Source organism: Agrococcus sp. KRD186 (assembly GCF_017168255.1).
Taxonomy (GTDB): Bacteria; Actinomycetota; Actinomycetes; order Actinomycetales; family Microbacteriaceae; genus Agrococcus.
The window spans coordinates 2,234,782-2,241,682 of record NZ_JABFAP010000001.1 but is presented as its reverse complement, the minus strand read 5'-3'; the positions used below and the strand labels follow the sequence as shown (position 1 = coordinate 2,241,682).

At 64.0% G+C, this 6,901-nt stretch carries 5 protein-coding genes; all 5 read right to left on the bottom strand.

The window, feature by feature from the left end; translation table 11 throughout:
- Positions 1–96: 96 nt before the first annotated feature.
- Positions 97–2,826 (bottom strand): class I SAM-dependent DNA methyltransferase, encoded by a 2,730-nt coding sequence (locus J1M46_RS10970; RefSeq protein ID WP_206447836.1) that lies wholly within the window; start codon positions 2,824–2,826, stop codon positions 97–99.
- Positions 2,826–3,086: a hypothetical protein gene (locus J1M46_RS10965; protein WP_206447835.1), complete on the bottom strand. Its 261-nt coding sequence runs from the start codon at positions 3,084–3,086 to the stop codon at positions 2,826–2,828. The genes J1M46_RS10970 and J1M46_RS10965 overlap by 1 nt, the downstream gene beginning before the upstream one ends.
- An 89-nt stretch (positions 3,087–3,175) precedes the next feature.
- Positions 3,176–4,303, bottom strand: coding sequence for a class 1b ribonucleoside-diphosphate reductase subunit beta (gene nrdF, locus J1M46_RS10960; RefSeq protein ID WP_206447834.1), 1,128 nt, complete (start codon positions 4,301–4,303; stop codon positions 3,176–3,178).
- A gap of 33 nt (positions 4,304–4,336) precedes the next feature.
- On the bottom strand, positions 4,337–6,487 hold the full coding sequence (gene nrdE, locus J1M46_RS10955) for a class 1b ribonucleoside-diphosphate reductase subunit alpha (protein WP_206447833.1): 2,151 nt from the start codon (positions 6,485–6,487) through the stop codon (positions 4,337–4,339).
- Positions 6,475–6,900 carry a class Ib ribonucleoside-diphosphate reductase assembly flavoprotein NrdI gene (gene nrdI / locus J1M46_RS10950; RefSeq protein ID WP_446698583.1) on the bottom strand — a complete coding sequence of 142 codons (426 nt, stop codon included), beginning with the start codon at positions 6,898–6,900 and terminating at the stop codon, positions 6,475–6,477. Before nrdI ends, nrdE begins: the two co-directional genes overlap by 13 nt.
- Position 6,901: the final 1 nt, after the last annotated feature.

Sequence of the window (6,901 nt, the reverse complement as noted above, 5' to 3'; positions counted from 1 at the left end):
CGCAGCCCTTGTGAAGAGATCGGTCTTGGCGGACAGATCCACTTCTACAAGGGCTGCGGCTCTCCAACGGGAGCCACGCGGACGCGCTGCTTGACATCACCGCCCGACGGCTAACCGAACGGCATTGCTGTTAAAGGGCGCGTAGGGGGACTCGCCTCGCACGATCTGGCGGTTGCGCTCGGTGAGCCGGGCGACGAGGGCGTCGGCATCCTGCGCGATCGACTTCGGCCAGCCGTAGGCGTCGACGACCGCCTCGTCGAGACGCTTGTGGAGTGCTGCGAGATCCTGGAACGCACCGTCGTCCATGAGGTTGTAGAGCTTGGTCAGCCCCATGTCGTGCTCGATGCAGAGCGCGCTGCGGAGGGCGTAGAGGACGCGCGATGCGTCGGCGATCGCCTCGCGATGCGCATCGGTGGCAGGATCCGGCCACGGGAAAGTCATGAACGCGGTCGTTGGCGTGTAGCGAAGGTCACCCTTCAGCGTCGACGACTGCTCCCAGGCCCAGGCGTCATGCGCTTTCGACATCAGCACACCCATCGAGTAGTCGTCGTCAAACGCGAACACGACTGCCGCGTCGCTGATCGTTGAGGATATGTCCTGCCAAGTGAGAAGTAGCCGCTTCCCGGTTCTGGCAGCGACCGCCTGCCGACGCAGATTCGACACTGCTTCGATCATCCCCGGGCGAGCCTCGCCATGACGCCACCAGTAGTTCCGATAGAGCGCTCGATTGTTGAGATCGCGCTCCGGCTTGACACGCTGCCGCACCAATTCGAGCTCGCGGGGATGCTTCGAGGCCTCTTCGAGCGTTGCGAGTTTAAAGTCAATGACGACTCGGGACGCTCTCTGGTCGATGGTGCGCGTGATGTCTCGTCCATCCAAGAACGGTCGCACTACGGTGCTATCGCTCAGCCCGAGCGCGACGGCTTCAGCTGGTGCCACACGGAAGCCAGCGGCATGGAGGCTCACGCCGATGAATGCGCGGCCGTCGTTGGGGGCAAGAGTCAAGGCTTGCCAGTCGTTCTGGCGGATCTCGCGCAATGAGCTAGAGATTCCGCCCACCTCGGTGTCGTCGAGGAGAAAGCCGAGGGGCTGATGGTCGGGTTGTTTGATCCAGTTCACGATACTCACGTGGACCTTGGCGTCTCCCGGCCAGCGTTGGGTAGACACGGCGTCGGTGATCACGCCGCCGCGGTCCAGGATGTACTGAAGGGATGCATCGCGGCCGCGGTTCTGACTGACAGAGTTGGTCCCGACGAGGCCCGCCCGCTGACCAGCCGCAAGGCGATCGTGAGCGAGTCGGAACCAGTACACGGCCAGGTCACGGATGCCGACGCCGAACCGTCGTTCGAGCCAGTCGATGTAGTCGTCACCGAGCGACTCGCGGATGAGCTGCGAGCCGAGGAATGGCGGGTTGCCGATGATCGCGTCGGTCTCGGGCCACTCGATGCGCAGGGCGTCGGCGGCGCGGATGGCGGACAGGTCTTGCAAGGGAAGCACTGGCTCGGCCTCGCCGTAGCGGTCGACCATCTGGCGGTGGCCCATCCAGAGCGTGACCTGCGCAATGCGCACCGCGACGCGCTCGATGTCGATGCCCTGGATGTTGGCCAGTGGGTAATACGGCAGATCGGTCGGGCGGGGTAATCCGGCGTCAGCAGCGAGGTCGTGGATGCGCGACTTCAGACCGGCCTCGAGGCCGCGCAGCTCTCGGTAGGCGACGTAGAGGAAGTTGCCGCAGCCGCAGGCCGGGTCGAGCACGCGGAAGCCGCAGAGCTCGTCGAGCAGATCACGTGCCTGGCTCGACGTCGTCGTCGCCTCGATGCGCTCGCGCCACGGCCGCACGATCGTCGGCGTGACGATCTTCATGATGTCGGCCTCGTGCGTGTAGTGCGCGCCGAGTTCTGCGCGGCGGTCGTCGCCGAGCACGCCCTCGAGCAGCGAGCCGAAGATCGTCGGGTTCACCTGGCGCCAGTCGAACTCCGAGGCGCGCTTCAGATGCTCGAGTTCCTCACGTGTCAGGTAGACGGCATCCGACTGCGCGAACAGCTCACCGTTGACGTAGCGGGTGCCCTCGTAGATGCCGTGGCGGTTCTGGTTGCCCTTCTGGTTCAGCAATTTGAACAGGTACCCGAGGTCGCGGGCAGAATCGGGGTCGTCCTCCCTGAGCAGCTTCTCGACAGTGCGCTGCAGCGGGTAGCCCTCGAGCATGCCGAGGTCCTCGGCGAACAGCGTCCACACCAGCTGCATCGTGAAGCGCTGCATCTCGTCGTCCGGCGCTGCGCTGCGCTCGGCCATCGAGACGTACAGGTCTGCGATGTGGCGGGCCGCGTCAGCAGTCAGCTCACGGCGGTGCTCGGAGAAGACCGGTTCGATCGACTCCGACTGCAGGAACAGCAGCGCGTCGTAGTGGTCGGTCAGGTCGGTGAGAGAGAACCGGAGCCGTGGGTGGTTGGGGAATCGGCCGGGCTCCCAGATCTCGAACGACTGGAAGTTGCAGACGATGACCCAGCGCGCAGCCTGGATGTCGAGCTCTGGATCGCTGGATTCCTGCCAGTAGCGGCGCCGCTGATCCGTTGCCTGCTCGAGCGGGGTGCCCGGCCGCTTCATCTCGACGATGAGTACGCCCGGCTGGTGCAGATCCATGAAGCCGGCCGAGGAGCGGAAGTCCTCGAATTTCGCGCCCGCCTCTGCGCGGTCCGTGCCGTACGCGGCATAGAGCTCGTTGAGGAAGGTCTGCGCCTCCGAGCGCTCGCTGCCCTCGTAGTGTCGCCATTTCGCGACGAAGGCCTCGAGATCACGCTGGATCTCGAGGCCAGACTTCGACGCCACTACAGCAGCCTGGTGTCGGTGCCGACGTAGTACGTGCCATGGAGCAGCCGCTTGCGTGTCGACTGCATCTCGGCCAGCGCATCCTCCAGCGGCTCGATTACGTTCGTCTGCACGCCCGATTTGCGGAGCTTCGTCAGCGCCTTCTTCGTACGACCGATCGCGAAGTCGAGGTTCGTGAGCACGTCTGAGACCTCGCCCATCGAGAGCTCGTGGGCGATCTGCTCCGGGGATCGGGTGTCGAGGTTGGTGCTGGTGCTCATGCTCTGCCTTCTCGATCGGTGACTGTCAGGCTACCGCCGACCGCCCAAGGGACGGTCGGCGACAGCCTGACGGTGTGGACGCATCCGTCTCAGAAGTCCCAGTCGTCGTCCTCGGTGGCCTCGGCCTTGCCGATGACGTAGGAGGAGCCCGAGCCCGAGAAGAAGTCGTGGTTCTCGTCGGCGTTCGGCGACAGCGACGACAGGATCGCCGGGCTGACGTCGGTGACCGTGGTCGGGAACAGCGGCTCGAAGCCGAGGTTCATGAGCGCCTTGTTGGCGTTGTAGTGGAGGAACTTCTTGACGTCCTCCGTCAGGCCGACCGGGTCGTAGAGCTCGGCCGTGTACTTCGACTCGTTCTCGTACAGCTCGTACAGCAGCGAGTACGTGTAGTCCTTGATCTCGGCCTGCTTCTCAGCGGTGAGCTTCTCGTAGCCCTTCTGGAACTTGTAGCCGATGTAGTACCCGTGCACGGCCTCGTCGCGGATGATGAGGCGGATGAGGTCGGCCGTGTTCGTGAGCTTGGCCCGGCTCGACCAGTACATCGGCAGGTAGAAGCCCGAGTAGAACATGAACGACTCGAGCAGCGTCGAGGCGATCTTGCGCTTCAGCGGGTCGTCGCCCTCGTAGTAGCCGATGATGATTTCGGCCTTGCGCTGCAGGTAGGGGTTCTCCTGCGACCAGCGGAAGGCCTCATCGATCTCCTTCGTCGACGCGAGCGTCGAGAAGATCGAGGAGTACGACTTCGCGTGCACCGACTCCATGAACGCGATGTTCGTGTAGACGGCCTCCTCGTGCGGCGTGATCGCATCCGGGATGAGCGAGACCGCGCCGACCGTGCCCTGGATGGTGTCGAGCAGCGTGAGGCCGGTGAAGACGCGCATCGTGAGCAGCTTCTCGGCCTCGGTGAGCGTGCCCCACGACTGCACGTCGTTCGACAGAGGCACCTTCTCGGGCAGCCAGAAGTTGTTCACGAGGCGGTTCCAGACCTCGAGGTCCTTCTCGTCCTCGATGCGGTTCCAGTTGATCGCCTGCACCAGGTGGTTGTGCTTGTGCTGGCGCTGCTGGGCCTCGGTCTGCGGGGCGCCCTCGGTGAACGCCTCCGCAGCTTCGGCCTGCTCGGCCTCGACTGTCTCGCGCGCCTGCGCGGGGTCGACGGGGGATGCGTCGGCGAGCTCGTCGAACGCGGCGTCGGCCGCCTGGGTGTCTCGGGTATCCATGTCCCTATCCTTCATTGCCAAAAAGTGAGGAAATCACAACATGCAGCTGACGCAACCATCCACCTCAGTGCCCTCGAGCGCCAGCTGGCGGAGTCGCACGTAGTAGATGGTCTTGATGCCCTTGCGCCATGCCGAGATCTGCGCCTTGTTGATGTCGCGCGTCGTGGCGGTGTCCTTGAAGAACAGCGTCAGCGACAGGCCCTGGTCGACGTGCTGCGTGGCCGCGGCGTAGGTGTCGATGATCTTGTCCGGGCCGATCTCGTACGCGTCCTCGAAGTACTCCAGGTTGTCGTTCGTCATGAACGGCGCCGGGTAGTAGACGCGGCCGAGCTTGCCCTCCTTGCGGATCTCGATCTTCGACGCGATCGGGTGGATCGACGACGTCGAGTTGTTGATGTACGAGATCGAGCCGGTCGGCGGCACCGCCTGCAGGTTTTGGTTGTAGATGCCGTGCTGCTGCACGAGCGCCTGCAGCTCGCGCCAGTCGTCCTGCGTGGGGATGGCGACCTCAGCGGTGTCGAACAGCTCCTGGATGCGGGCGGTCGCCGGCTTCCACTCCTGCTCGGTGTACTTGTCGAAGAACTCGCCCGACGCGTACTTCGAGCGCTCGAACCCGTCGAAGGTCTCGCCCTTCTCCTGCGCGAGCAGGTTCGACGCCCGCAGCGCGTGGAACAGCACCGTGTAGAAGTAGATGTTCGTGAAGTCGAGGCCCTCTTCGGAGCCGTAGTGGATGCGTTCGCGACCGAGGTAGCCGTGCAGGTTCATCTGGCCGAGGCCGATCGCGTGGCTCATCGAGTTGCCGCGCGCGATCGAGGGCACCGAGCCGATGTTCGACTGGTCGGAGACCGCGGTGAGCGTGCGGATCGCCGTCTCGACGGTCTTGCCGAAGTCGGGCGAGTCCATCGACAGCGCGATGTTCATCGAGCCGAGGTTGCAGGAGATGTCCTTGCCGATCGACTCGTAGTCGAGGTTGTCGTCGTAGGTCGACGGCGTGTTGACCTGCAGGATCTCGCTGCACAGGTTCGACATGTTGATGCGGCCGTCGATCGGGTTGGCCCGGTTGACGGTGTCCTCGAACATGACGTACGGGTAGCCCGACTCGAACTGGATCTCGGCGAGCGTCTGGAAGAACTCGCGCGCATTGATCTTCGTCTTGTTGATGCGCGAGTCGTCGACCATCTCGTGGTACTTCTCGGTCACCGAGATGTCGCTGAAGGGCACGCCGTAGACGCGCTCGACGTCGTAGGGCGAGAAGAGGTACATGTCCTCGCCCTTCTTCGCCAGCTCGAACGTGATGTCGGGCACGACGACGCCCAGCGAGAGGGTCTTGATGCGGATCTTCTCGTCGGCGTTCTCACGCTTGGTGTCGAGGAACCGCATGATGTCGGGGTGGTGCGCCTGCAGGTACACCGCGCCCGCGCCCTGACGGGCACCCAGCTGGTTCGCGTACGAGAAGCTGTCTTCGAACAGCTTCATGACGGGGATGACTCCCGAGGACTGGTTCTGGATCTGCTTGATCGGGGCGCCGTACTCACGGATGTTCGTGAGGTTGAAGGCCACGCCGCCGCCGCGCTTCGAGAGCTGCAGCGCCGAGTTGATCGAGCGGCCGATCGACTCCATGTTGTCCTCGATGCGCAGCAGGAAGCACGAGACGAGCTCGCCGCGCTGCTTCTTGCCCGCGTTGAGGAAGGTCGGGGTGGCCGGCTGGAAGCGGCCGTTGACGACCTCGTCGACGATCTGCTCGGCGAGGGTCTCGTTGCCCTCTGCGAGCGCGAGCGCGACGTTCACCACGCGGTCCTCGTAGCGCTCCAGGTAGCGCTTCCCGTCGAAGGTCTTGAGCGTGTACGAGGTGTAGTACTTCAGCGCGCCGAGGAAGGTCGGGAAGCGGAACTTGTAGCCGTAGGCCCGCTTCATGAGCGACTTGATGAACTCGAAGGAGTACCGGTCGAGCACTTCCTTCTCGTAGTAGTCGTTCTCGACCAGGTAGTCGAGCTTCTCCTTCAGCGAGTGGAAGAAGACCGTGTTCTGGTTGACGTGCTGCAGGAAGTACTGATTCGCAGCCTCACGGTCCTTGTCGAACTGGATCTTCCCATCCGGTCCGTAGAGGTTGAGCATCGCGTTCAGCGAGTGGTAATCCATCGCCGACGTCTTGCCCGTCGTCATCTCGGGCGTCACCGTTGCCATAGTGCATCCAATCCATCTTGTACGACGCGCACGTCGTCAGCAGTTCCGAACAGTTCGAAGCGGTAGAGGTGCGGCACTCCGCACTTGCGGGCGATGATGTCGCCCGCAAGCCCGTAGCCCGCGCCGAAGTTGGTGTTGCCGGCCGCGATCACGCCTCGCAGATGCTTGCGGTTCTGCTCGTCGTTGAGGAACCGGATGACCTGCTTGGGAACGGCGCCCTTGCCATTCCCGCTGCCGTACGTCGGCACGATGAGCACGTAGGGCTCTCGCTGCTCGAGCGGCGGCTCAGAGGCATACAGGGGGATGCGCGAGGCCGGCCGCCCGAGCTTCTCCACGAAGCGGGCGGTGTTGCCCGAGACGCTCGAGAAGTAGACGATGTCAGCCACCTCGGCCCCCAGCACAGCCGTGGGCACG